Genomic DNA, 22,744 nt, shown 5'->3' with positions numbered 1-22,744 from the left:
CACAAGTGGCGGCTGCCTTCCAGCCCCCTGCCGAGGCTGCGCCGAATGGAAGGCGCCTCTTGCGGGCCTAGCCGCCGAGCAGCCCTGCAAACGGCAGGAACTCCACCGTGTCCCCGGCCTGCAGCGCCCCGGCGCCGCGCCCGACCCTGACCAGGCCATCGGCCGCCACCAAGGGCATGAGCCGTGCCGACCCTGGCTTGCTGATGCGCTCGACCACGAGGCCCGGCCCCGGCCGGAGCGTCGCGGGGGCGAACTCCTCCCTGCCCGGCTTGCGGTCCCAGCCGGACGCCAGGCGCGCGGGCAAGGATTTCAGGCCGCCGTCCGCAGCCCCTGCGAGCCGAGCTATCAGCGGGCGCCCGAACAGGATGCTGCCGACCAGCGCGGCCACAGGGTTGCCAGGAAGGAACAGGCAGCGCGCCGTGCCGATGCCGCCGAACACCAGCGGCTTGCCCGGCTTCAGGGCCACCGCACACCAGGAGCCGTGGCCACCGGCGTCGCGCAGGGCGCCCAGCAGGTGGTCGGCCTCGCTGCCGGATACGCCGCCCGAGGCGATGATGGCGTCAAAACCGGATGCCCCTTCCAGGGCGGCCGCGATGGCCGGGCGCCGGTCGGGCAGCAGGCCGAGGTCATGCACCTCGGCGCCCATTCCTTGTAGCAGGGCCGCCAGCATGGGCCGGTTGCTGTCATGGATGGCGCTCGGCGCGTGCGGCATGCCCGGCTCGAGCAGCTCGTCACCGGCTGAGAGCAGCGCGACCCGCGGCTTGCGCCGGACCGTGACGGTGCCGATCCCAGCGGCGGCCAGCAGTGCAAGGTGGCGGGGATCGAGCCTGGTGCCCGTCTCCAGCACGGCCTCGCCCGCCCGGAAATCCTCGCCCCGTCGACGGATGTTGGCGCCCTGTATGAGCGTCGGCGAAACGACGCCGGAGCGTGGGTCCATCCGGCACCCTTCCTGCATCGCGACAGCCCAGACGCCGTCGGGGACGGCAGCGCCGGTCAGCAGGCGCACCGCCTCCCCGGCGCCGACCCGCGGCAGGCCGCCCGCTCCAGCCGGAAGGTAGCCGACGACCTGGAAGGGATCCGGCCCTGGCCCGCCGACGCCGTAGCCGTCCACGGCCGCCCGGTCGAAGGGCGGCATGTCCGACGTCGCCAGCACGGGATCCGCCAGCACCCGCCCGGCCGACGCGAACAAGAAAACGTGCTCGACCGCCCGAACCGGCTGGACGTCTGCGAGCAGGCGAGCGCGCGCCGTCTCGACGTCGACGAGGCCCGCCAGCCTGTCGCAGTCGGCATCCGCGGACCGGGGGGCGAGGCCGACCGTCACGAGCCCGCGTTTTCCTTGAGGTAGCCCACGAGTGCGTCGAGGCGCCCTTCATCCTTCTGCCCAGCGTAGGACATGGTCGTGCCGGGCACGACCTGGCGCGGCGCGGTCAGGTAGGCGTGCAGGGTCGCTTCGTCCCAGGTCAATCCTTCCGCCGCCTTGGCGCGCATGGCGTTCGAGTAGCGGAAGCTCTCCACGGACGCCGCCTTGCGGCCGAACACCCCGGCGAGGCCGGGGCCGACCCGGTTGCGGGTGTCCAGCGCGTGGCAGGCGCCGCACTGGCTGCGGAACAGCTGCTCACCCGAGGGGGCGGTCTGGGCGAGAGCCGGGGAAGCGAGGAGCGGCAGGCAGAGGGCGGCCGAGGCAAGGAATCGCATGGGGTCTCCGATGGCAGCTTGGCGTGGCGACGCGATCGGGTAGCCGCGTTGCCGGGTGTCCGGCCTCACGCCTGGACGCGGTACTCCTGGACCTTCCAGGGCAGGTGGCGGACGGCCTCCGGGGCGTCGCTGAGCTTCCGGATGTTGGCCCAGGTCTGCTTTTAGTTCGGGATGATCAGCTCGTTGGTCGCCTTGCTGACCACGTTGCCCTGCACGCCCGTTGGGTAGCCGAACAGCATGAAGGTCTGGTTGCGGCCGAGGCCCCCCTCCGGCCAGGCGACCGCCTGGGTGGCGCCGTTGCCGTTGTAGACCTCGACCAGGTCGCCCGCCTTCAGCTTCAGCTCGCCCATGTCGTCCGGGTTCATGCCGATGTAGGGGGTACGGGAAGCGGTCGCGGACGAAGTCGTTGTGCTGATCCAGGTAGGCCGACTGCCAGACGTGGTTGGCGCGGCCGTTGTTCACCAGGAAGCGGTACGAGTCCTTGTCCGCCTGCTTGCCCGCGGCCTGCAGCCCCCGCCGCTGGGTGGCGGCGAACACCGCCTTGCCGTCCGGCCGGTTGAACTTGCCGTCGGCGTAGAGGCGCTTGGTGCCAAGGATCCGCTCGCTGCCGCCGGAGGCCGCCGCCGGGGTGCCCGTCGCACCGGCATTCGGCGCCGCCTGCTGCACCGGCTCGCGGCCGCGGGCGCCCTCGACGGCGGGACCCTGCACCACCATGCCGGGCGAGGCGCCGGTGGTCGTGCCGCCAGCCACCGCGCCGGTGGACTCCAGCCCCACGGCCGGTTCCTGGAAGCCGTTGGTGCCCATGGCGCGCAGGCGGGCGTAGGTGACGAACTCGCCGCCCTTCTCGTGCCGGTGGTAGCCGTCCATGAAGGCGTCCTCCTCCGTCTTCCAGTCGTAGCCCTGGAAGCGGTCGGCCACGTAGGCGTTCCCGGTGGCGCGGAAGGAGCGCTCCAGGGCCTGCGCCAGGCGCGCGACGATGAGGCAGTCCGGCACCGCGTTGCCCGGCGGGTCCATGTAGCGCTCGGTCAGGCGCATGCGGCGCTCGCCATTCATGGAGGTGAGGTTCATCTCGCCGGAGGTGGCGGCCGGGAGGACGACATGGGCGCAGGAGCCGATCTGCGTCGGCACGATGTCGACGTCCACGCTGAACAGGCCGCCCGCACGGATGGCCTTCATGATGGCCTCCACCTGGGCGCCGCGGTCACCGGCGGGGACGGAGTCCATCGCCTCCTTCACCATGTTGGTGCGGCGCTGGTAGGCGCGCTTGAACTCGGAGGCGTTCAGCGTGGTCTTGAAGTGGTCGCAGCCCCAGACGTGGTGAATGCCGCCCTTCCCGCCGATGATGAGCTCGTCGACGTTCTGCGCAGGCTTGCCGACATGGGCGTCGGACGGGCGCGAGTACCCCTCCTGGTGCCCGCCGAGCCGGACGCAGCCGCCGCCGGGGCGGCCGACGTTGCCCGTCGCCAGGGCGACGTTCACCAGCGACTGGTTGGTGCGGTAGTTGTCGTTGCCCCAGATGATGCCCTTCTCGTAGGCGAACATCGTGCGGCGCCGGGCGCCGCCCTGCCTCGGCTCCGCTATCCAGGCCGCCGCCTTGCGGATGTCCTCGGCGGACACGCCGGTGAGCCGGGCCGCCTCCTCCACCGTGGTGCGGTTGGCGCCGACCGCGGCGTCGTAGTTGCTGGTGCTGGCGGCGATGAACGCCTTGTCGGTCCAGCCCCTGGCCGCGATCTCGGTGAACAGGGCGTTGAACAGCGCCAGGTCGGTGCCGCTGTTGATGCGCAGGTGGAGGACGTTCTCCTTGCCCGCCTCGGTCTCGCAGGCCGCGATGGTCACCGTCCGGCGGGGGTCCACCACGATGATGCGGGCGGCGGCGTGCGGCTCGTTCGGCAGCTGGCTCTGCTTCTTGTCCAGCGTCGAGCCGCGCAGGTTCGGCACCCAGTGGTTCAGGAAGTAGTTGGTCTGGGTCTCGAGGGAATTGGCGCCCGCGATGAACAGGGTGTCCGCGAGCTCGGCGTCCTCGTAGCAGTTGTTCAGCTCGCCCACGCCCATGTCGCGGGAGCCGTGCACCTCGGAGTTGTAGGCCGGACGGTTGTGGATCCGGATGTTCTTCACCTTCATGCTCTGGAAGTAGAGCTTTCCGGTCGCCCAGGTGTTCTCGTAGCCGCCGCCCGCGCCGCCGTGGTCGTAGGCGGAGACCAGCAGGCCGTCCTCGCCCTGCTCCTCGATGACCCGGCGCGTGACCTCGGCGACCAGCGCGACGCTGTCGTCCCAGGAGGCGGGCGACATGGTGCCGTAGCGCCAGACCAGCGGGTCGGTCAGGCGCGCCTGCTGCGTGCCGGTGACGGTGGAGTAGGACATCTCGGCCATCCGGGCGCCGCGGATGGAGCCGAGGCCGGAGTTCACCACGCAGTCGTGGTCGGGCTTGATGACGATGTGGACGTCCTGCCCGTTCTGCCGGACCACGTTGTACATGGACGGCGCCACCCAGGCGGCGCTGTCGGCGCCGAGCTGGGCCCGCATGTCCTCGCCGTAGGCGTTGTCGCCCGGCGCCGGGCCGCCCTGGCGGTTCACGGGCCAGGAGTAGGCTTCGTAGCCGCAGCCCACGATGCAGTAGTGGCAGACGACGCTGTTGACCTTAGCGTCCCGCGGCGGGATCGGTAGGCCGTCGATGTTGCGCTTGTAGGCCATTTTCCTGCCCTCCTCAGGCCAGCACGTTGGAGTGGCGGCCGTACAGCAGCTCGTCCACGCCCTCGGCGTGGATGTCGCCGCCCGCGTCGACACGCAGGCGGAATTGGGCCAGGTTCTGGGTCGCGTGGCCCCAGACCTGCAGTCCGCCCTTCTCGCAGTCGAAGCGGCTGTAGTGGCCGGGGCAGTTCATGGTGCGGTCGTCGGCCTGGTAGAACATCGGGTAGCCCTTGTGCGGGCAGAGGTTCGAGAAGGCGACGATGTCCCGGTCCGGACCGACGCCGTCTTCCACCGGCGTGCCGAGCTTGATGAGTACGCCCGTGCTGTCGGCGTCGGGATAGGCGATGTCCACCGGCTCGTTGACCTTCAGGTCGCGGAGGTTGCCCAGCCTGCTGACCGGGTACGCCACGCGTGCCAGGGCCGGTGTCGCCTTGGCGGGCGCCTGCGGCACCGTGGAGGCCGCCGCGGCGCCAGCCACCGCGAGGGCCCCGCGCCCCAGGAAGAAGCGGCGCCCGCTCTCCGTGATCCTCTTGCAACCAGACATTGCCGTCTCCCGCTTTCAACCGGGGGCGGCATTGCAGCGGGCGTGCCAGCGGCCAAGGAGGCGGCATCCACGTTCAGTGTAAATGGAAACAGGAGGTTACCGATAGGCGGCGACCAGCAGGCCACAATCGGAGTCCATGAACCCGGACTGCTGGCCAGCGTCAGTCCAGCTGTCTGGATCGGGGTGCGGAGCTGTCCGCAGGACGAGCGGCAGAAAAGTGCGGTGGCTCGCCGGGATACATAGGCTGATGTAGAACGTTGGTTGCCCCGTATCGACGGGAACAAAGAGGTGAGGTTCCGTGCCCGCAGCCAAGAGCATTCCGCAGCATATCCTAGATGACGACGGCTTAGTTCGTAGGTTCAAGGTCGACCTTGCTGAGGCACTTTCCCTCCGCATGGACGAGAGTGAGTGGAAGAAGTTTTCCACTCGCCATGGCTTGAGCCACCTCATTGACGAACATCCCAGGTTCCTTCGCGCGGCCCATTGGCAGGATAATGACTTCGAGGGTCTCGTGCTGGATTTGGTTAACGACCTTTTTAGCCAGAATAAGTCGCTGCTGGTCGAACTGTTCCAGCGTGACGGGGTCCAGCGCTGGTTCAAGGATAAGGATTCCGAGTTCCTGGAGATCTGGGAGGGGACGAACGACCCACTTCTGGAAGCTTTGGGTTATGCCCTTGAGGAAGTTCAGGGCCTCAGCTCAACGGTTGATCTGCGTGAACACAGCCGTCGCATCCGGGACGCGTTGCCTGGTGACCCTTCGCTCGCCATCGGCACGACCAAAGACATGCTGGAAGCAACTATGCGCACAATCCTGCACGAGAGGGGCGTCACCGGCATGGAGAAGTGGGACTATCCCACCCTGTCCACGAAGTGCTTCCACGAACTTGGTTTGACGACGAACACCCCGCCAGCATCCGACGACGAGCGGTACGTGCGGAAGATTGCGAGCAGCGCGAAAGCGATGGTTGACGCCGCGAACGAGCTCCGGAACGTCGCAGGCACCGGACATGGCCGTGTCGTGGGCACGGAGCCAGAGGTGAGTGCCCACGATGCGGGGCTGGTCGCGTCCACCGGCTTCATCCTGGCCGCCTGGATGCTCCGGCACAGCCAGGGCCACTGACCCCAGCGTCCCAGCTCTCGGTGGCCCGTGTCGGCCCGGCACACTCCCATCGAAACCAAGGAAATCGGCGTGGCGAAGACATGCATCATCTGCGGCGGGAAGGCAGGTTCCCGCGAGCACGTCTTCCCCGCGGCTTTGGGAGGGCGCCGGACCGACAAGGGCATCTACTGCCCGGAGCACAACTTGGCCTACTCGGGCCTGGCGAACGTCATCAAGACGCAGCTCGCGGTCTTCAACGCTCGGCTCGGGGTCGTGGGGGACCATTCGGATCTGCCCGCCCATGTCGTCGTCACGGACGCGGCCAGTGGGCTGCCGTTGGAGCTGAGCATTGCGGGGTCGAACTTCGCATCACCTCGGGAGGTATCATCCGAGGTCGTGGACGGCGAGACCCAGAAGGTCATGTCGTTCCGCAGCCACAAGGAGGCACAGGTCTGGATTGCCGAAATGCAGGAGCAGGGCTTCAAGGTCTCGGTCCGTGGCGTCGGTGAGGAGCAAACCTACTCCTAGGTGCCGCGCGCGGCGGTTTCATGCTGGGCAACTCCGAAGGAATGCGAGCCGTCGCCTACGTCGCCCAGACCTTCTTCGCCCAGGCGTATCCGGACGTCATCCGCAGGCCCGAATTCCAAGCACTGAAGGACTACACGCTGAGCGGCCAGGGCAGCGGCTTTGTGGGCTGGGACATGGATCCGCCTTCGTTCCTGGCGCCCATCGGCTTCCCGTTCGGGCACCGTGTCATCGTCGGCCACAACGGCGCCGACGGGGTGGCCTACGCCAGGATGTCGTTCTTCTCGACGCTGAACTTCGTTGTCCTCCTCGGAAGGTCTGAGGCAGAGCGCAGCAGCTCCGTGGTGACTGACATCAACCCGCTCGAACGCAGGCCGCCGAAGGATATCGAGGTCCAGAGGCTCAACGAGGCGGTAGGGGCGGTTCCCTTCCCTGATGCGCCGATGCCGACGTTCCAGGACCTCGGTGCGAAGGGCGAGGTGCTGGCCAGGGTGCAGGATCTGTTCTGGCGGATTGACGACTTCGCCGCGGACGGGGCGACAGCCAACATCATGGCGCGGGTCGAGGCAGCAGGCGCCCTGCAAGACCAGGAGCGGCTAGCACTCTGCAAGGACATCCTCTCAGACGAGGGACAACGCGTCCTGCTTCTGATGGACATGGCCGCCAACCATGCCAAGGAGCAAGCTGCGGCCGCCGAGGCAGAGCTTGAGCTCTGCGCACTGGCCGTCTTCCTGGAGCAACGGGTTCGACGTGACCCTATGGCGGGCAACGGACTGAGCGCCGAGGCGACCCGCTCGTTGGCTGTCGCTCAAACAGCACTGGCACGCCAGATGAGCGAGGACTGGAAAAGCGGCGTTCTCGATCACGCGCGCATGAGGACGCTGCTCATCGATGGGACCGGTGCACATATCGCAGGGATGGCGATTTTCGAAGCGCAGCAGGATGAGTACTACCAGACACTCAGAGCCGTTGCTCAGGACCTCCTGGACAGCCTCCAAGGCGGGGCTCCCGGCAGCTAGCAACCAACGGCCACGGCGACAGCGAGGTTGTCCAGGTCACCGCAGGCCCAGTTTCCGGATCTTCTCGAACAGCGTAGAGCGCCCGATCCCGAGGATGCCCGCAGCCACCTCCACTTCGCCGGACGCGGCGGCGAGCGCGACGGTGACCGCCCGCCACTCGGCCTCCGTGACGGCCTCGGCCAGGGTGGGGACGCAGCCGTTCGGGCAGGTGCCGGTGAACGCGGCGGCGCCGAAGATGTCGTCCACGCCGATCCACGGCCCGTCCGCCAGAGCTGCGGCGCGCTCGACCCGGTTGCGCAGCTCCCGCGCGTTGCCCCGCCAGTCCGCCTCCTCCAACGCCCGCTCCGCCCGGCTGTCGAAGCCCCGGATGCCACGGGCCACCATCGGTGCGGCACCTGCCAGGAACTGGCGGGCCAGCGGGACGATGTCCTCGCGGCGCGTGCGCAGCGGCGGAATTTCGACCCGGATGACGTCGAGCCGGTAGAGCAGGTCCTCCCGGAAACGGCCCTCGCGGACGCGCTGGTCCAGGTCGGCGTTGGTCGCCGCCACGACGCGGGCGTGGAACGGCAGCGTGCCGGAGCCGCCCACGCGATTGTACTCGCGCGCCTCCAGGAGCCGAAGCAGCTTGGCCTGCACCCTCGGCCACCGTCTTGCCCTGCGCCACCAGAACCTCGACTTGGCGCAGTTTGGCCACGATCTCTTCCGGCTTATGCTGCTTCCTCGCCATCTCCGCCCCCTCTCCGCGTCCCGCCAATCTCACATCATCGGCGGCCCGCTTTTGAGGGGGCAGGTCAACCTGCCACGACGGAGCAGCGTGCCCCATGTTCGGTCATGGGGGCTGGAAATGGAGCCCTCCAAGCTATCGGCCCGTGCCGATCACCTTACCGCCGCCTGCCCTTGGGCCGCGCCGCATCGAGCAGGCTCCTGCAGCGTTCGAGCGTCCGTTCGTCGACGCACTGTTCCCAGGGCGACCGACCCAATGCGGGGTGCTTGCCGCGTAGCCACATGTGCGCCCAGTCCGGCTGACCGGGAAAGCGGGCCATCACCTCCGCCTCCAGCCTGCTCCGGCAGCCTGCTACAACGGCGGCAGCCTCCGCCTCCTTGTCGAGGCGGCGCCTCTCGGCTTCCCGGGTCGCCATGATGCGGTCCCGCTCGCCCGCCATCGCCTCGCTGATGCGGTTCCTCGCCTGCCAGTCCAGCGCGAACTGCCCCTCGTCGAGGGGCAGCCCGGTTGCGGCGCTGACCGCATCACAGACCCAGGTCGCGCCCGCATGTTGACCCATCAAGGCGACGGCTCGTGTCATCAGGGTGCCCACGAAGTCCCCCGATTCCTTGCGGCGGCGTTCCGCAGCCTGCCGCGCGAACTCCTCGCGCTCGAGGCGTGCGGCCTCCTGCCGGGCACGCGCCTCGTCCCGGCGCCTCAGTCGCACCGCATCCAGCGGCAGGCCCAGCAAGCCGCCCTCGTACGGACTGGCGGGCGGCTGGACCATCCTCTCGAGCTCATCGAGCCTTCGCATGAGGCGCCCGAAGCCCTCGCCGCCCTCCTCCGCCAGCACACGAGGCGCCGCATCGAACTCGGGGACAACCCTCTCCAGCCAACCTGCCATGTTCGCCCAAGGCAGCTCGGCCGCCTGCAGCAGGGTGCCCAGCTTATCCTGGAGTTCACCTTGGCGGCGCCTCGCCTCACTCGCCGCCTCCATCCGCTGCCTGGCTTCCCACCCGACGGTCTGGGCGGCCACCCAGCCCTGGCGGACGCGCATCAGCAGGCCGCGCTCCGCCAGCCAGTCGGCGTAGTCGGCGATGACCTCGTGGGGCGGGCGGAAGCCCGGCACGCGCTCCTGGATGTGCGCGACCAGCTCCGGCTCCCAGTTTCGCCGGATCTGGAACGGCTCCTTGAGCATCTGCCGCTTCTGGAGGGTTCGGAGTGCGGCGTCGCTCGTCACCAGGTGGCCCGCGGCGCTGATCGCGACATGGTCCAGGAAGGCCGCCTGCCACGTCTCGGCCACCACCGAGAAGCACTCGGCCCCGGGAACGCTGCGGCCGACGAACCCGCCGAAACCGGCGTCGATGGCCCTGACGCGCCAGCTGGAATGGCCGGGACTTGCGGGCTCAATCCAGGCGCCCGCCACCTCGTCGGCGATCCGACCATGGAGCCGCTGCAAGCGCCGCCTTTCGACTGCCGCCCGCTCCGCCGCGATGCGCCCCAGGCGCTCCTCCTCGGCGGCGACCTTGGCGTTGTGCAGCCAGTGGCGGGGCGCCGCGCGCAGGACGTGTTCGGCGTGCTCGGCCCGCGAGGCGTGCCTCGGGACGCGCGAGAGGTCGATCTCGACCGCGGGCAGGTTCCGCTCGCGCAGGAGGGCGAGCTTCTCGGGGCCGCAGGGATGGCGGACGTGGAACTCGAGGAGCAGCTCCCTGCCACGGCCGCGGATGACGGCATCGGGACGCAGCCCACCCATGTCGACCTCGGCCTCCGCCTCCTCGTAGGGGAAGACGGTAGCGAAGGCGACGTCCTGGCGCAGGCCTTCGACCTCGGCCACCGCGTCCGGCAGGAGGATGTCGCGGGCCTCCAACACGATCTCCTTGGCCAGCCGGTGCAGGGTGGTTTCCCATGCGCCGACGCAAGCGCGGTCCACGTGGTGGGCGAAGTGGTGGACCTTGATGGTGCCCTTGCGGGCTACCAGCCGCTCGCCGCAGCCGGGGCAGCGGCACCGGCACGCCAGCCCCGAGGCCACCTCTGACACGTGGGCCAGGCGGCCATCCTCGGTCAAGCCGTAGGGGAGCCGGGTGCCGTCCCTGTCCAGGTCATGCATCACGGGAGGCTGGCAGCTGGCTGGTCCGTCCATGGCGCCCGTGAGCTTCGGGGAGGCGGCAGCATAGCATCTGGCTTCGTCCATCGGCGCCTGCTGGCTTCCATTCGGCGCCCAAATCAGATGATGGCCTACCCGGCGCACCACCCGATGTGGCCGCCCGTCAGGTTCGGCCTCGCCCGCATGTTTAGATTGCACTCAGTCAAGAGCGGGGCAACGCCAGGCTTCGTCGGCCAGGCGGACACTACCCTCCCGCACAAGCGGAAGCGGTGCAAATTGGTGAGGTAAGCTCGGGCAGCCAGAGGTATACCAATTGCAGGGTCTGATGGAGTTCGAGATGCGGCTACTTGCGGTCTGGTTGCTCGCCGCTGCGGTGGCAGGTGCAGCATTTCCCGTAGTCGCCAAGGAGGCATTCTACATTCCTGGGTCGAGCTACGTCACCAGCCGCGATGGGCGCTTCGTGGCCTGCGGGGTGGATTTCGCCGGAACAGCTACGAGCCCGGACGGGAGCGGCGTTTGCGCCGGTGGCCGGAACGCCAGCTACGCCACCAGTCCCCGCGGCAATGACGTGGCATGCGGTGGCCTGTTCAGCAGCTATGCCTCGAGCCCCGATGGCAAACGGGTCTGCGCAGGTGGGCAATTCTCCAGCTACGCCTCCAGCCCTGATGGAACAGACGTCGCCTGTGGCGGCTTGTTCGCCAGCTATGCCTCCAGCCCCGACGGCACGCGGGTCTGCGCCGGAGGGCAGTTCTCCAGTTACGCGAGCAGCCCAGACGGGACGGACGTCGCCTGCGGCGGCCTGTTCGCCGGTACAGCCACGAGCCCGAATGGCAGGCGGAGGTGTCTGGGTGGCCTCGCCGGACGGAATGCCAGCCGCTGAGCCGCCAAGGGGGAAAAAGGACGGTTTGACCCGCCCAGCGCTCAGGCGATGTTCACGACGAACACGCCAGACCGCGCGACGAGAAGGCCGTCCTTCACGATGAAGCACTCGACACCATGCGCACCCTTGTAGGATGTGGACTCGCGGTGCGTCAGCTTCCCGCTCTCCACGACCCCCTCGTTGAAATCGCCGCGCAACTGGCTGGCCGCTGCTGCCTCATCGCCGGTGTTGGTCACCTGCCAGTAGACCTTGTAGGGCCGCCCGACGTTCGTGGCAGCCTCGAAGGTGAGGGCCGCCTGCTTCGGCACTGCAGGGCTATCTGACGCGAAGTCCTGCGGACGGAAGCCGTCACGGGCGAAAACTGCCCGTTCGATGCGTACCGAACCCCCGCCGTAGTCCGGCCACACCGGCGCCTTGCGATGAGAGGACAGACGGATGCGGTCGATGCCTGACCGGACCAAGCCTGCAGCGCCAGTGAGCAGCGATGAGTGCGCGGCACCTGAAACCTTCTTGGCGGCACGGCGCCCGGCAGCGCGCTGCATCAGCGTCCGGCCGAGGCGGGGCGCCAGAATTTCCACGATCCTCTCGGTACTGAACGCCATGGCTGCCGCACTAAAATCGGCGCGCGCGTCCGCCAGCCACTCGGAAAACGCCGCCTTGCGCTCCGGATGCGTCTCCCACCGGTCCGCGAAGTTCTCACGCGGGTCAGTCGGGTTCGGCACCCAGGACACTCCGTCCCTGTCCTCGATGTGCAGGTCCATTCTCTCGAGGATGGAGTACAGTGCGCCGGAGATGGTTGTTTCCTGGTTGTAGGACCGCGCGGCCAGTGTGGTGACGATGACGGAGATTGGCCTCTCGTCCGGACGAGCGGCGAAGGTGACGTCCCGATGCCGCTTGAGGATCTGCAGTGCCTGCTGCAACGGCACCTTCACTTTCCAATCCGGGATGTCCTCCGCCCTCGCCCTGAGGTCCAATGCCAGCCTGCCCCGGCGCGCCTCGAACACGGGGCGCATCCGTTCGACAAACCAGGCGCCGTACCCCTTCGGGTTGCTGGATGGCCAGTCCTCGGTCCTCGTCCCGTACCCCGGCCGCTCACGGTCCGTGATGGCGAGCGCACTGTCTGCCCATGACGCATTCAGCCCAGCCGCCAGCAGGCCCACGACTTGGCGAGCCCCGTCGGGAAGCGCAGGCAGCAGGTCCATGTGGAACTGTGCCCCATCCGCGTAATCCAGGGTCCAGCACCGCCGCGATTCACCGGGGGCCGCCATGCCGTGTCGCTGGGCGTAGCCTTTCACCTCGCGCCCGAGCAGCGCCTTCACATCCGCCTGGGTGGTGTCGAGCTTCCGGATCGCCAGCTCGCAGACCACATCCAGGTCATAGTGTTCTTGGTCGTTGGCAGGCTTGATGACGGTGCCAAGCCTGAACGACCCTTGCGGATACATGACTGGGCGGTACTGCCGGAGCGAGGATCCGGGCCGCTCCAACCACTCGCCAATTGAACGGTAGCTGCGCTCGGCCGCCTCGTACCGGTCATCCGGCACCTCGAGTTCGGCCGCGAGGTCCTCCAGCAGTTGCTCGGCTGTGCGGGTCGGCGTCGGGGGCATTAGCCTGCTTGGTCATGTTCTGTTCCCGATGTAACATGCTCGCGATTACTCGGCGAGCGAGGAGTTGCAGCCATGGACAGTTGGGGCGCCTCCTTCCGGGCGTGGATCGAGCTTCTGGTGAAGTTCGCGGTGCGGAGGCGGTCGCCGGGTGGCTTGCTGCTGAAAGGCGGCTTGGCCGTCTTCGTGGCGGCGCTTGGCGGCTGGAAGTTCGCCGCCACCTATGGCGACGGGACGACCGGTGCCTCTGTCCTGTTCGCGACCGGCGAGGGTACGCCCGCCATGCTCACCTACTTAGGGTTCCTGGTCGGTGCGGCCCTCATCGTGGTGGGTACTGCCCTCCTCATCCGCGATGCGAACGCCGCTCTCGCGGAGAAGCGTGCCGAGGCCGAGGCGAAGCAGCGGCGCCAGATTGTGGTGGTGGAGCAACGCGGCCTTCTTGCACGCATCGACTCGCCCCTGGTGGACGCGGTGCCTGAGTCCCTCGTGGGTCGCCGTGACACCCTCCCGCTCGACCACACCGCCGCCCTGCGGAACGGCGTTGCCGACCGAGGCATTCTTTTCGATGACGCACGGAACCTCAGGCGCGACATCCGTCAACGCCTGGGAGATGTGGCGCCCACGGACGTCACCATTGTCTATGGCGGCGTTGCGCCGGTCCCAATGACGTTCCTTGCCGGGGCAGTCCTTGACGACGAAGGGGCGGTGACGGTCATGGATTGGGACCGCGTGCCCGCCAAATGGCGGCGCCTCGATGGCCAGGACGATGGGGACCGGTTCACCGTGCCCGATCTGGGGAAGGTGCAAGAGGGGACAGCTGAAGTCTTCCTGGCAGTGTCGGCCAGCTACCTCGTGGACGAGGATGCCATCCGCGCCCTCGCCGAAGACGCCCCTGTGATCAGGTTGGCAGCTTCCAAGCCAGTGCCGAACTCCCACTGGTCCGAGGCCAAGCAGGCCGCGATGGCGGAGCAATTCCTGTCCATCATGGGCCGCCTGACCTCCCTGGGCGTGGCACGGGTCCACTTGTTTCTGGCGGGAGCGAACAGCTTCGTCTTCAATCTCGGCCGGACTTACGACGGCCGGAACATGCCGGAATTGGTCGTGTACCAGTACGAGAAGTCGTCGCTGGTGCGCTACCCCTGGGGCATTCGCTTGCCCCGACACGGCGAGCCCGAACCAGGTCTGGTCATCAACGACCACGGGTTGACCTAGACAGCAGGTCATGACGACAGGAATCTCTGGCGCGTTTCGAGCAAGGGTGGCCTGTGAAGCGTACGATACCAAGGCTTCGGATTTTCCGCTTACACGTCTAGGCGTTCCTGGACGACTTGGAGCCATTCCGCGGGCAGCTCCCGGGGCAGGGCTTCCCGAAGGATTTGCTTGGGGATGGATAGTGGCAGCGGCCACAGCGGATGGTGGAGGCGATCCATCCCAAGGTCATGCCAGTGCTACTGTCCAGGCCGACGAGATGAACCTCCGAGGTATTCTGCAAGAGACATCGTCCCGGCCCTGATAGAACGGACGGGTAACGGGTAGCACACCAGGCAATACCAAATCCTCTCACCTACTCAAAGGATCGGCTTCCAAGCCATCCTCATCCTGATGGAGAGTCGTTTGGCAAAACTGTCAGACATTCTTAGAAATTTTACCAATTCGCAGGACGCTTTGACGAAATCCATTGAGTCGACCGAACGTCTCCGATGTATCCAGGACCAGCTGGATCCATCGCGGATGCTGGCGCGCCATGTACAGCAGATGGACCCGTGGGCGAGCCCCTACCATGGCATGGATGAGCGCGGCCGTGTCTTGGCGGCTCTGTTCGATGGCCGCACCGGGGTCATGGAGCGGCTGGAAGCAGCACATGTCCTTCAGGCCGTGATGGCCGTGCCCCGGTGGGCTACCGATCCTGGGATGCTGGAACAGATCCGCGGTGAGCGGGCCGACCGCATCTCCGAGCTGGCACGTCAGTCTTCTCACTTCGGTGAGGCTATTCGGGCAGCAGCCATTTCCGACCGGTATGGTGTCCCGGAAGGTCTTAGCGCCTTTCGCCTCGGCCACGAGGAAATGGCCGAGCGTCTTGTGCTAGCCAGTCCTGCCGTCTCGGGATTGCAGCACCAGTGGGCGACACCCGAGTTCGGCGGTGCATTCGTTGGTGTCTCGGCCTTCTCGGAGATGCTGTTGCAGGGGTCGATGGTCGGTCGTGAAGCGATCGGTATCGCTAGCCAGCTCTCGGCGGCAGGTCTGCCCGACATTCTGGACGCCAAGACGACCCGGACCTTCCTGGACGCGGCGGGCCTCGTCCCGCCTTTGAGCCGGGCAGGCGTAGCCGAAACCTTCCTGCGGACGCCCCGGGTCCGCAGCATCAGCCAGGCGGAACGCCGTCGGCGCATTGGCATGATGAAGGGGAAGGAGGCGGCGCCGCGTCATGTGGTGAAGGCCTATCGCCTCATCCATGCCACCGAGAGAGTGCTGCGGCGCGTCATCGACGATCTGATGACCTTAACCTATGGTGACGACTGGCCCGAACAGCGATTGCCCATATGCGGGTGCAAACTCCTTCTGAAGAGGTGGGAGAAGGAGGGGGGCGACGTACTCGATCACGCTGACTGGGCGCACTACTCATTGATTATGAGCCACCCTCAGCATCATGGCGATGTCTTCGGTGCGGGGTTCGAGAATGCGGAAGATCTAGTCGTCCTCATCGATAAAGCTCGTACCCTTCGGGCTGCGGTCGGTCACGTTCGGTCCTTCACGCCACAAAATCTCTTCGATCTTCGCCTCGTCTTCACCACCCTGGAAGAAGGGCTGATTGATGCCCTGCCAGACTTTGAGTTGACGGTTCCCTACTAGGGTCTGCCTTCGCTTGAAAGGCCCATCTATCGAGGAGGACCTCAGGTGTCGTGCAGTGGCATCAACCTGATCAGCTTACCTGCCCTCCGCAATAGCCGGGCAAGAGGTGCCAATCTCGATTACGTTGCGCGTTAACATCAAGTTCATAAGTGCTTCTTACCAAACGAGCTACTGTGATTGCGCAGGATGAAAGGAGATATATTCCGATTCGTGCTGCGTAAAATGTCACGGAGATAGCGATAGCGTACTACAACGGTACCGCTGCGGACAACACTTGGCCGGGCACCTCGACATCGGACAATGCCTTCGGCAACGACGGCAACGACACCCTTTATGGGTATGGAGCCGACGACAATCTGAACGGGGGCAATGGAAACGATCAGCTTTACGGGGGCATCGGCAACGACGTCATTGCTGGCGATGCTGGGAACGATTTCCTCTACGGTGAGGATGGCAATGATACGCTACAAGGCGGCCCGGGCATCGATCAGATGTCGGGGGGTATCGGGAATGACAGCCTCTACGGTGGCGACGGCAATGACACCTTGGATGGCGGCGCCGGTAACGACTACCTTTACGGTGACCGCGATCTGATCGGATCGACGGTGTTCGCAAGCGCTGACACTATTTACGGTGGCGCAGGCGATGACTTTATCTACGGAGGAGGCGGCGCCGACCTCATGTCAGGTGACGGCGGTGTCAATCGGCTTGATGGTGGCGCGGGCAATGACATCTATGTGCATCAGCGCTCGCTGGGCGGGCAAGACACCATCATGGAAGGGGCGAGCAACGGGGCGTCCGATCTGCTCGTCTTCAATGACGTGCTGTTCTCGTCCCTTTTTGCAGTCGCAGACCCTCTAAACTCGAATGATCTGCGCCTGAGAACGTCCACGAGCACGACAGATTTCGTCCAGATCCGCGACTACTTTGCCAGCGGTTCCAACACGGTCGAATTCGTTCAGGATTCGTCCGGTGCCGTCTACGACATCCATCTTTATTTCTGACAAGCTCAATGGTGAGGATCTTTGTATGCGTGTCGATGGAAGTAATCGCGGAGCCATCGCCTTGGAGCTCCTCACCGCCAAGCCGCGCGAAGCATCCGCTGAAGCGCAGAGGCATCAAGGCGTCCCTGAGCCAGTGGACACAGTGAGCCTGTCCAATAAAGCTCAGCGCCTCATCATGCAGCTGGAAAACGATAAGCTGCAGACCTCGGTAGCTACGGGCAGCAGCGTTGAAGATGTTTCTACGCTCGCCGGATCAGGTGGCCTTGCGAAGCGGATCACAACCGGAGATGGCAACGATACAGTCGACCTAACTCAAGTGGGAGTAGGAAGGGCAGCTCTGTCGATTGACACGAATGCTGGCGATGACACAGTGAATCTGAGCTTTGCGTCCCGCGTCAACAATGTCTCGCTGACAACAGGCGCAGGAGCTGACACCGTGGCGGTAACTGGCATGGGTGGCGGAGCAGTGCTTACCGGTGCCGGAGATGACGTTATCAATGCCCATAATTCGGCCGGTACCATCGCGGGCGGGGCTGGCAATGACACTGTCGCGCTGTCGTTTGACTCAGATGGGCCACGCACCGCGCGGATGAGCAAGTTTAGTAACGGTGTGGATGCGGATGGAAACATCTCTACTCGCGCTAGGTTTGTCGATCGTGTTGGCGTTACGGTGTATGGCTTTGGCAAAGGAGACGGACACGACACGGTCACTACTCAGCGAAGCGCGAATGCTTCTGAACCCGCTGATATCTACCTTAACGAGCTGACATCCAAGGATGTCTCCCTCTCGATGAGGGACAGTGACCTAATATTCACGATTAACTCTACCAAAGAGACGTTGACGCTGAAGAACTTCGATAAGGGCGCGTGGAAACAGATTCAGTTCGCCGGTGAGGCTTGGGACCTGTCTGATGTGATGGCAGCCAACGGAATTAAGGCATAGGCTTAACGAAGCCTCATGCACTGAAGGCTCATTACGGCGGCGCATGTTTAAGCGAGCTGCTGTGATGACGTTCAATTTTGAAGACTTGCTAGGGCATCAAGGCGAACGAAGTCGGCCCTCGCTGTCAACCGTTACTCCCCGGCCTCGCGTACCAACCTAGCCCTGGGGACGCCGGGCAGCTACGGAATCCTGCAGACTCAGCCGCAGGCCCTGGTCCAGTACTTGGATTTCGGCTCGGGGCTGCAGCAGGCCATTGAGGCGCCACGCACCCGGCTGTGGGACGGGCGCCGAGTCAATCCCGAGAGCCGCATCGATGCTGCCACCCTCGCCGAGCTCGGCCGCCGCGGCCATGTCATCGAGGACACGCCGCCCTGGACGATTGTGACGGGCGGCATGCAGGCCATCTCAAGGGATCCCGACAGCGGCGTCATGGTGGGAGCGGCCGATCCGCGGCGGGAAGGGCAGTTCGACGCCTGCGCCGTGGCCCTTGTCAGCCGGATCTGCGAGGTCACTGGCGCCCGGATCGTGGTAGCGAGCTCGTGGCGCTACACCGTCGGCTACAAGCAGACCCAGATGAAGCTGCTGGAGCAAGGATTGCCTAGAACGCTTTTCCACGAGGGTTGGGCATGCCCGATGGCCCGCTTCAGCACACCGGAGAAGTGCGATGACATCACGCTATGGCTCGAGGAGCACGGCATCACCCAAACCGGCAGCTGGCTGGCGCTCGACGACGAGGACATCGTGCCCGGCGCGACGATGACGACTGATGCCCTGGATGGGCTGGGCGCCCGGGAGGCAGCGGCAGCTGTCAGGTATCTGGGCGGCGCCGACGCCGGGCTAGGCGTCCGAGCGCTGTCCGACAGCGACATGGACCTGGTGCGCGAATCCTTCTCTGGCAACCGGATCGCGGCGTGCCGGTGGTTGGAAGGAGTCGACGCGCGGGCGCCACGTAGCCAGCGACCGGCGGCGCTGTTGACGCGTGACCGGCGCGAGGAGGTGCTGCGACAATTGGCGGTAGCAACCGGCGAGTGATGCGGTACCGCAGGAGCCGCAGCAGGATGCTCGTTCTCCTCGGTGGGCACCTTTCTCGGCTCAGGGCTTACAGAAGCTACGAGCCAATTACGCGGGCATGGTTCCCGTCGGCAGTGCCGTCAGCAAGCGCCGGGGCCACATCAATCCAGGATGGGTTGAGCACGCCTCGGCGTACCATCGCCAACCTCGTCCGAATCAGGGCAGCCTCGACAGCTTGCGCGATTTCCTGGTCTGTGGCTGCCGCGGGCGGAAAGCAGGCCCGGGCCCGAAGCATGCCATCGCAGCCATCCTCATGCGACTTCCTTGCTCCGGCGTCACCAATCATCGGCGGACCATCAGAACGGCTCATTTTCGATGTTTCTTCCTTCGGCGGCGCAGCGGACATCCGCCAGCGCAGCCTGGATCTCGTTGAGGGGACCGAGGATCAGCCTGAGCGCCTGTATACCGGCAGCTGTGGCCTCGTCGTGGATGATCGGCGGGTGAACGGCTGCAGCCCTCATCACCAGCTCACATGAGGCCTGGTCAGCATTGCCCTGGTCAATGATGTCCAGAAGGTGCTCGAGGCCATGGTGGTTTTGCAGGTGACTGACCGCTTCCTCCAGCGCTTGGAGGCTGTCTTCCAGGCTAGCGACGATGGTCGGATCGGATGGCCTGCTTGCGCAGGCCAATGAACCGCCTGCTGGTTCGAGCATGGTCCGCAGATGCTCCGCTTCCATGAAGGCCCGCTCGATGAACCTCAGCGATGCTACAGCAGACCACCGGCTGGTCGCTGACAGCCTCGCCATCGAGCAGCTCCTGGTCAGGGCACGTAAAGCACCACCAAGGGTTCCGTCAGCGGCACGATCAGAGTGGAAGACTTCGCTGTTGCTCGATGCAACATCGGGCGTTCCAAGGCTTCCAACATGCGTTCACAGCGGCCATCTTGAGTGCCGGTTCCGCGGGTAAGTGTGTCGGTGAGGATTGCCCGCGGGTGGCTGACCGATGGCGCTACCGCCCAGATGCCGCCGATCGAGGCGCCCCAAGCCCTGGTGGTGGCGCAGGAACCCAAGGCCAATGTGGCGCGCTATGACAGCCTGCGCCCGAGGCAAGGAGGCGGCCATGCGTCATGACCCGGCAGCCGCCGCCATTACCATCATGCTGCGCAGCCTCAAGATGCATGGCATTGCGCAGGCCGCGGCCGAACTGACGGAGCAGGAAGCGCCCGCCTTCCAGAGCGCGATCCCCATCCCGTCGCAGCTGCTCAAGGCCGAGCTCGCCGAGCGGGAGGTCCGCTCCATCGCCTACCAGTTCAAGGCCGCCCGCTTCCCCACCTACAAGGACCGACCAGCTTCGACTTAATCAGCAGCCAGCTCAACGAAGCTCTGGTTCGCCAACTGCACGCCGGTGCCTTCATGGACAGCGCCGACAACATCGTGCTGGTCGGCGGGCCGGGCACCGGCAAGACCCACGTGGCCACGGCGCTCGGCGTCCAGGCGGCCGAGCATCACCGCAAGCGGGTGCGGTTCTTCTCGACGGTGGAGCTGGTCAACATGCTCGAGCAGGAGAAAACCGCCGCATGGGCCGGGCAGATCGCGACCCGCACCCTCCATGCCGACCTGCTGATCCTCGGCAAGCTGGCTTACCTGCCGTTCAGCGCCTCAGGGGGTGCCTTGCTGTTTCACCTGCTCAGCAGGCTCTATGAGCAAACCAGCGTCATCATCACCACCAACCCCAGTTTCAGTGAGTGGGCGGCGATCTTCGGGGATGCCAAGATGACCACCGCGCTCCTCGACCGGCTCACCCACCACTGCCACATCCTGGAGATCGGTAACGACAGCTTCCGCTTCAGGAACAGCTCCGCTACTCAGGCCCATCGCGAAGGGAAACCACAGCCGACCTGACAGGATCTGAAAACCCCGGATCCACAACCCGGGTCAGAGCTCCGTGGCAAGCCCGGGTCAGATCTGGGTGGCAATCAACATCTGCAATAATTTAAGCCTAGAGTAAGCCTATGGAACAAATATTTTACCCAAAAATCTCTCAAATGTACTGCCCCATCAAAAAATCTTTGGGCTTATAGATATCATCTAGGTTAGTATTGTATGTGGGATAATGGAGATGGCATGGCCAAATTTTCTACTGATAATTCGAATTTAATTTGGCTCATTACATGATTGAAAACTATTTGATTTGAAGGGGCTGGTGCTGATGGGGAGATTGCTGGGGGCTACCCGCAAGGGAGGCCCCAGCAAAACGCTGGAGCTCAACGTCAAGGAAACCAGCAATGGCCGCTCCCACAAACGGCGATGACATCAACACCATCACCGTCACAAATGGCGCCGATTACATCGACGCGCTTGCCGGTAACGACACGGTCGACGCGCTCGGCGGCGGCGATACGGTTTACGGCAACTTGGGCAACGACACCCTGCGTGGCTCCGCTGGGAACGACAATCTTTACGGCGACGATGGCAACGACACGCTTTACGGCGACACCGATAACGACTTCCTTTTCGGCGGCGCGGGCAACGACACCCTATGGGGTGGCGTGGGAAATGACTCGCTCAACGGCGATGCTGGAGTCGACTACCTGAACGGGGGCACCGGCAACGACACCATCAATGGTGGTGCTGGCAACGACACCATCTTCGCTGGAGCAGGTGTCGATGTGATCACTGGCGGCAGCGAGGATGACTTCATTAGTGCCGAAGACGGCGACGACAACGTGCGCGGTCAGGATGGCAATGACTCGATCTACGGCGGCGCTGGAAACGACACCATTTATGGCGATCAGAGCGCGACGTCGGGTACCGGAAACGACATACTGCGAGGAGATGACGGCAACGACACCATTTATGGTGGCCAGGGAAATGACTCGATTGCCGGAGGCACAGGTGCCGATGTGCTATACGGGAACGCTGGCCTCGATCGCTTTCTATATGTTCTGAACCAGAGCATTCCAGGGTCGGCTGACCGGATTGCAGACTTTAATCAAACGGATGGCGATCTCATCGATGTCTCGGTCATTGACACGGACCCTAACACGGCTGGCGATCAGGGTTTTGGATTTGTGCTGGGCGACGGTAGCCCCTTCACAGGCGGCCCGCAGGTCAGGTTTTACACTGATGCATCGAACACCTATGTCGAAGCCGATCTTGGCGATGGCGGTGCGGCCGAGGTCTACTTGGTGATGACCGGCGTCTACAGCCTCACCGCCACAGACTTTATCCTTTAGGCGTTCGCAGCATTCCAGTCTGCGCGCATCTTGACTACGCCTGCGGCAAAATCCGGCAGAACGGCAGCAACTCGAGAGACCGCTGCCTTCTGCGCGTCGACGACCGATTTGAATACGTCGGGGTCCCATCCCCCGGCGGGTTCGAAGGCTTCGAGCTTCCCATGCATGTTAGTGGTGTAAATTTTGCCAGTTTCTTCGTGGAGGCGAACGGCCTCCTTCGCATTCTCAAAGTTCATCTGCATATGAACGAGCACTCTCTCGTTGTCTTCGACAACGCGGCGGCTGGCATCCTTACCGATAGCCGTCAGCTCTTCATTGCTCGGCACAGAAGCCTCGGATGGCAACGAGACCTGCTGCATGGCTTCCGCCAGCTTCACCGTGCGCGGGTCGATTTCGACCGATGCAGACAACCGAGAAGACGTCGCCTCTTGGGCGGCGCTCTGAGCGTCAACCTTTTTAGACGACGCCGATGACGCCTGGTCAGCTCCCAGCAGGGTGAGGGCAACCCGAGCCGAGTTCATTGAAGCCGACGACACTGACAACTCACTAGCTCCCCTTGAATGGGGGTGAATCTACTCGGGGAAATTGCCAGTTTGTTAACCCTATGCCTTGCCTGCCGGGCTGTTGCACTCGTGCATCAGCGGAAGCGGAGCCGATCTCAGACACCTTAGCCAGTCACGTGCTAGCAGCGGATTGCCGTCATGTTTGGTAGGCTACTAGGCTCAGGACCTATTAAATCTGATCTTGCGCTCTGATGGAGCTGTGATTCCATGGCAGCCGGAGGTGCTGCCATGGCGGACTTATTCTGGCTGACGGAGGCGCAGGTCGCACGGATCTCGCCTT

Annotated in this window: 19 protein-coding genes and 4 pseudogenes; 13 read left to right on the top strand and 10 right to left on the bottom strand. The window is 65.0% G+C overall.

Going from position 1 to position 22,744, the window contains the following annotated elements; translation table 11 throughout:
* Positions 1–67 precede the first annotated feature (67 nt).
* The 5 genes and pseudogenes from glp to GVN67_RS16200 form a co-directional block, all read right to left on the bottom strand.
* Positions 68–1,321 (bottom strand): gephyrin-like molybdotransferase Glp, encoded by a 1,254-nt coding sequence (gene glp / locus GVN67_RS16215; protein WP_159997790.1) that lies wholly within the window; start codon positions 1,319–1,321, stop codon positions 68–70.
* The gene (locus tag GVN67_RS30570; protein WP_159997788.1) at positions 1,318–1,695 is read right to left on the bottom strand and encodes a cytochrome c family protein; all 378 of its coding nucleotides are present in this window, start codon (positions 1,693–1,695) and stop codon (positions 1,318–1,320) included. Before GVN67_RS30570 ends, glp begins: the two co-directional genes overlap by 4 nt.
* Positions 1,696–1,856: 161 nt before the next feature.
* The gene (locus GVN67_RS30070) at positions 1,857–2,060 is read right to left on the bottom strand and encodes a molybdopterin dinucleotide binding domain-containing protein (protein ID WP_235035332.1); all 204 of its coding nucleotides are present in this window, start codon (positions 2,058–2,060) and stop codon (positions 1,857–1,859) included.
* Positions 2,061–2,496: 436 nt separating this feature from the next.
* A pseudogene (locus tag GVN67_RS16205) lies at positions 2,497–4,386 on the bottom strand (arsenate reductase (azurin) large subunit); the annotation flags it as partial.
* Between the two features lie 13 nt (positions 4,387–4,399).
* Positions 4,400–4,927, bottom strand: coding sequence for an arsenate reductase (azurin) small subunit (locus tag GVN67_RS16200; protein WP_159997786.1), 528 nt, complete (start codon positions 4,925–4,927; stop codon positions 4,400–4,402).
* A gap of 298 nt (positions 4,928–5,225) precedes the next feature.
* Here GVN67_RS16200 and GVN67_RS16195 point away from each other — a divergent pair, with 298 nt between their 5' ends.
* From GVN67_RS16195 to GVN67_RS16185, 3 genes are all read left to right on the top strand, one after another.
* Complete coding sequence (locus GVN67_RS16195) at positions 5,226–6,047, top strand: abortive infection family protein (protein WP_255430404.1); 822 nt, start codon at positions 5,226–5,228, stop codon at positions 6,045–6,047.
* Positions 6,048–6,116: 69 nt separating this feature from the next.
* A complete protein-coding gene (locus tag GVN67_RS16190; protein WP_159997782.1) occupies positions 6,117–6,554 on the top strand; it encodes a hypothetical protein in 438 nt (145 codons plus the stop codon).
* Between the two features lie 20 nt (positions 6,555–6,574).
* Positions 6,575–7,570, top strand: coding sequence for a hypothetical protein (locus GVN67_RS16185; RefSeq protein ID WP_159997780.1), 996 nt, complete (start codon positions 6,575–6,577; stop codon positions 7,568–7,570).
* Between the two features lie 36 nt (positions 7,571–7,606).
* Here the strand turns inward: GVN67_RS16185 and GVN67_RS16180 are convergent, their stop codons facing one another.
* Both GVN67_RS16180 and GVN67_RS16175 read right to left on the bottom strand, forming a co-directional pair.
* Positions 7,607–8,206, bottom strand: a complete 600-nt coding sequence (locus GVN67_RS16180; protein ID WP_159997778.1) for a sigma 54-interacting transcriptional regulator — start codon at positions 8,204–8,206, stop codon at positions 7,607–7,609.
* 245 nt (positions 8,207–8,451) lie between these two features.
* A complete protein-coding gene (locus GVN67_RS16175) occupies positions 8,452–10,380 on the bottom strand; it encodes a competence protein CoiA family protein (protein ID WP_159997776.1) in 1,929 nt (642 codons plus the stop codon).
* A 322-nt stretch (positions 10,381–10,702) separates the two neighbouring features.
* On the opposite strand from GVN67_RS16175, the gene GVN67_RS16170 reads away from it, so the two are divergent.
* Complete coding sequence (locus GVN67_RS16170) at positions 10,703–11,257, top strand: hypothetical protein (protein WP_159997774.1); 555 nt, start codon at positions 10,703–10,705, stop codon at positions 11,255–11,257.
* Between the two features lie 41 nt (positions 11,258–11,298).
* Here GVN67_RS16170 and GVN67_RS16165 read toward each other — a convergent pair whose 3' ends face one another.
* The gene (locus tag GVN67_RS16165) at positions 11,299–12,861 is read right to left on the bottom strand and encodes a nucleotidyltransferase (RefSeq protein ID WP_159997772.1); all 1,563 of its coding nucleotides are present in this window, start codon (positions 12,859–12,861) and stop codon (positions 11,299–11,301) included.
* Between the two features lie 72 nt (positions 12,862–12,933).
* Between GVN67_RS16165 and GVN67_RS16160 the strand changes: the two genes are divergently transcribed.
* The 7 genes and pseudogenes from GVN67_RS16160 to GVN67_RS16140 all read left to right on the top strand — a co-directional run bounded on the left by GVN67_RS16160 (position 12,934) and on the right by GVN67_RS16140 (position 18,687).
* On the top strand, positions 12,934–14,070 hold the full coding sequence (locus GVN67_RS16160; RefSeq protein WP_159997770.1) for an SAVED domain-containing protein: 1,137 nt from the start codon (positions 12,934–12,936) through the stop codon (positions 14,068–14,070).
* 519 nt (positions 14,071–14,589) lie between these two features.
* On the top strand, positions 14,590–15,708 hold the full coding sequence (locus tag GVN67_RS16155) for a hypothetical protein (RefSeq protein ID WP_159997768.1): 1,119 nt from the start codon (positions 14,590–14,592) through the stop codon (positions 15,706–15,708).
* Between the two features lie 233 nt (positions 15,709–15,941).
* Positions 15,942–16,187 (top strand): annotated as a pseudogene (locus GVN67_RS30565) (calcium-binding protein); the annotation flags it as partial.
* Positions 16,188–16,199: 12 nt separating this feature from the next.
* Positions 16,200–16,712, top strand: a complete 513-nt coding sequence (locus tag GVN67_RS16150) for a calcium-binding protein (RefSeq protein ID WP_200845288.1) — start codon at positions 16,200–16,202, stop codon at positions 16,710–16,712.
* The gene (locus tag GVN67_RS16145; protein ID WP_159997766.1) at positions 16,681–17,655 is read left to right on the top strand and encodes a hypothetical protein; all 975 of its coding nucleotides are present in this window, start codon (positions 16,681–16,683) and stop codon (positions 17,653–17,655) included. Before GVN67_RS16150 ends, GVN67_RS16145 begins: the two co-directional genes overlap by 32 nt.
* Positions 17,656–17,811: 156 nt before the next feature.
* Positions 17,812–18,105 (top strand): annotated as a pseudogene (locus tag GVN67_RS30380) (gamma-glutamyltransferase); the annotation flags it as partial.
* Positions 18,085–18,687 (top strand): HAD domain-containing protein, encoded by a 603-nt coding sequence (locus GVN67_RS16140; RefSeq protein WP_255430405.1) that lies wholly within the window; start codon positions 18,085–18,087, stop codon positions 18,685–18,687. The pseudogene GVN67_RS30380 and the gene GVN67_RS16140, both read left to right, overlap by 21 nt.
* A 335-nt stretch (positions 18,688–19,022) precedes the next feature.
* Here GVN67_RS16140 and GVN67_RS16135 read toward each other — a convergent pair whose 3' ends face one another.
* Positions 19,023–19,472, bottom strand: a complete 450-nt coding sequence (locus GVN67_RS16135; RefSeq protein ID WP_159997764.1) for a hypothetical protein — start codon at positions 19,470–19,472, stop codon at positions 19,023–19,025.
* Between the two features lie 313 nt (positions 19,473–19,785).
* Between GVN67_RS16135 and istB the strand changes: the two are divergent.
* A pseudogene (istB, locus tag GVN67_RS16130) lies at positions 19,786–20,567 on the top strand (IS21-like element helper ATPase IstB).
* Between the two features lie 383 nt (positions 20,568–20,950).
* Positions 20,951–21,901: a calcium-binding protein gene (locus GVN67_RS16125; RefSeq protein ID WP_159997762.1), complete on the top strand. Its 951-nt coding sequence runs from the start codon at positions 20,951–20,953 to the stop codon at positions 21,899–21,901.
* On the opposite strand, the gene GVN67_RS16120 is transcribed toward GVN67_RS16125, so the two are convergent.
* Complete coding sequence (locus GVN67_RS16120) at positions 21,898–22,443, bottom strand: hypothetical protein (RefSeq protein WP_159997760.1); 546 nt, start codon at positions 22,441–22,443, stop codon at positions 21,898–21,900. The genes GVN67_RS16125 and GVN67_RS16120 overlap by 4 nt on opposite strands.
* Between the last annotated feature and the right edge of the window lie 301 nt (positions 22,444–22,744).

The organism is Roseomonas sp. 18066 (genome assembly GCF_902706185.1).
Lineage (GTDB): Bacteria > Pseudomonadota > Alphaproteobacteria > Acetobacterales > Acetobacteraceae > Pseudoroseomonas.
This window is presented reverse-complemented; position numbering and strand designations above follow the sequence as displayed.

Bases quoted from the DNA above. Each gene is read 5' to 3' on its own strand.
- GVN67_RS16170 (WP_159997774.1), top strand. From the start codon at position 10,703: ATGGAGTTCGAGATGCGGCTACTTGCGGTCTGGTTGCTCGCCGCTGCG.
- GVN67_RS30070 (WP_235035332.1), bottom strand. From the start codon at position 2,060: ATGAACCCGGACGACATGGGCGAGCTGAAGCTGAAGGCGGGCGACCTG.
- GVN67_RS16135 (WP_159997764.1), bottom strand. From the start codon at position 19,472: ATGGCGAGGCTGTCAGCGACCAGCCGGTGGTCTGCTGTAGCATCGCTG.
- GVN67_RS16175 (WP_159997776.1), bottom strand. From the start codon at position 10,380: ATGCATGACCTGGACAGGGACGGCACCCGGCTCCCCTACGGCTTGACC.
- GVN67_RS16185 (WP_159997780.1), top strand. From the start codon at position 6,575: ATGCTGGGCAACTCCGAAGGAATGCGAGCCGTCGCCTACGTCGCCCAG.
- GVN67_RS16160 (WP_159997770.1), top strand. From the start codon at position 12,934: ATGGACAGTTGGGGCGCCTCCTTCCGGGCGTGGATCGAGCTTCTGGTG.
- GVN67_RS30570 (WP_159997788.1), bottom strand. From the start codon at position 1,695: ATGCGATTCCTTGCCTCGGCCGCCCTCTGCCTGCCGCTCCTCGCTTCC.
- GVN67_RS16200 (WP_159997786.1), bottom strand. From the start codon at position 4,927: ATGTCTGGTTGCAAGAGGATCACGGAGAGCGGGCGCCGCTTCTTCCTG.
- GVN67_RS16150 (WP_200845288.1), top strand. From the start codon at position 16,200: ATGTCGGGGGGTATCGGGAATGACAGCCTCTACGGTGGCGACGGCAAT.
- GVN67_RS16155 (WP_159997768.1), top strand. From the start codon at position 14,590: ATGCTGGCGCGCCATGTACAGCAGATGGACCCGTGGGCGAGCCCCTAC.
- GVN67_RS16165 (WP_159997772.1), bottom strand. From the start codon at position 12,861: ATGCCCCCGACGCCGACCCGCACAGCCGAGCAACTGCTGGAGGACCTC.
- GVN67_RS16125 (WP_159997762.1), top strand. From the start codon at position 20,951: ATGGCCGCTCCCACAAACGGCGATGACATCAACACCATCACCGTCACA.
- GVN67_RS16140 (WP_255430405.1), top strand. From the start codon at position 18,085: ATGGTGGGAGCGGCCGATCCGCGGCGGGAAGGGCAGTTCGACGCCTGC.